This is a genomic window from Flavobacterium sp. LM5 (genome assembly GCF_002017945.1).
Taxonomy (GTDB): Bacteria; Bacteroidota; Bacteroidia; order Flavobacteriales; family Flavobacteriaceae; genus Flavobacterium; species Flavobacterium succinicans.
Genome location: NZ_MUFX01000023.1, coordinates 1 through 1,361 on the forward strand (window position 1 = coordinate 1; position 1,361 = coordinate 1,361).

General features: G+C 43.9%; 1 protein-coding gene and 2 pseudogenes. 2 read left to right on the forward strand and 1 reads right to left on the reverse strand.

Features of this window, described 5'->3' with window-relative positions:
* Nucleotides 1–104, forward strand: a pseudogene (locus BXU11_RS18630) (biopolymer transporter ExbD); the annotation flags it as partial.
* A 161-nt stretch (nucleotides 105–265) separates the two neighbouring features.
* Here BXU11_RS18630 and BXU11_RS16645 read toward each other — a convergent pair.
* Nucleotides 266–979: an energy transducer TonB gene (locus BXU11_RS16645; RefSeq protein WP_223253764.1), complete on the reverse strand. Its 714-nt coding sequence runs from the start codon at nucleotides 977–979 to the stop codon at nucleotides 266–268.
* Nucleotides 980–1,035: 56 nt separating this feature from the next.
* On the opposite strand from BXU11_RS16645, the pseudogene BXU11_RS16650 reads away from it, so the two are divergent.
* Nucleotides 1,036–1,361, forward strand: a pseudogene (locus tag BXU11_RS16650) (peptidase S41); the annotation flags it as partial.

Below are 1,361 nucleotides of genomic sequence, written 5' to 3' on the forward strand. Positions count from 1 at the left end.
TCGTCAGAATTCCATTCAACCTACAAGTGCAAGATTTAGTAGACGTTCTTCAAATCGGTGTCAAAAATAACCTAAAGTTTGTCATAGCCACCAGTCCAAAATAAGTATAATTTGGGCGTGACCCCATAAAAGCAAAGGGGCGAATAGCATAGGTGTTATTCGCCCCTTTGCTTTTCTGCGGTCGGGCTATCCGCGCTACTTCGGTAGCCAGCTCCTATCCCTCACGCATTTTAACTAGTCCCAAGACGTATTGTTGTTACGCTATCTAATTCAAGTTGAAATTATAAACAATCTTGCCGACTTGTTTCTCTGGTGCGTTGCTGCTAGCGTCCCATTTGGTGTTCATCGCCGCAATTTTGGCTTGGTCCAGAAGACATTTGGCGGTATTGGTGGTTCCTTTGCTTCCGGCAATGGCGCTTATGGTGTTGCCGTTACGGTCTACGGCTACTTCTACTACTACTTTGCCTACTTCGTTGCAAGTGTATTTTGGGACTGGTTTTGAAATGGCTCTACGGTTGCCTAGAGAATAGCCTGCGCCTCCACCAGAGCCACCGCCGCTTCCTGCGCCATAACCACTTCCGGTGCCAATGCCATTTCCAGTTCCGTTGCCTCCGCCTGTGCCACCACCAGAACCTCCAGAGCCATAATAATCTTTGGCGCTCAAACTTCCGTTGGTTTTTCCTTTGTTGCCCGCTACTTTATCGTCGCCATCGCCTCCTTTGTTGGAACCTTTTAGGATACTCGATAAGGCATCGTTGGTAGCATTGGAAACTTTTGGTTTTTCGACAACGGGTTTTGTCGTTTCTTTTGGGGTAGGCGTGGTGTTTTTTACTTTCTCCTTTTTAGGAATGACTACGCTTTCTTCTGTAGCCGTTTCTTGTGATAAGATGGCCTCGTCTGGAGTTGAGGGTGTGGGTGCAACTTTGGTTTGGTTTTTTACGTCCAACACTTCGCTTTGGTAATCCGCACCCTGTCCCATTTCGCTATCGCCAAAGTTGACTCATTCAACCTGATGTTGAGCTTTCAGAAACGCAAGTGAGTGCCATAGCCAATGCCGTAATTAAAAACGATGCTATCTTTGATTATGCTACCACTTATTATTACAAAAATCCCAATCTCGGGACTACCATTCCTACGATAAACGACGCAGATTATGCAGATTTTAAGCAATTTTTGAAAACCAAAAAATTCAATTTGGATACCGAAACCGAGTTGAATTTGAAAAAGACTTTGGCAGCGGCCAAAAAAGAAAAAATTGACGAAGCGATTATTGCAGAATACCAACAATTGTTAAACGCCATCCAAAAAAGTGAATGGAACGCTTTGGACAAAAATCAAAAAGAAATCAAAAATTTATTGCT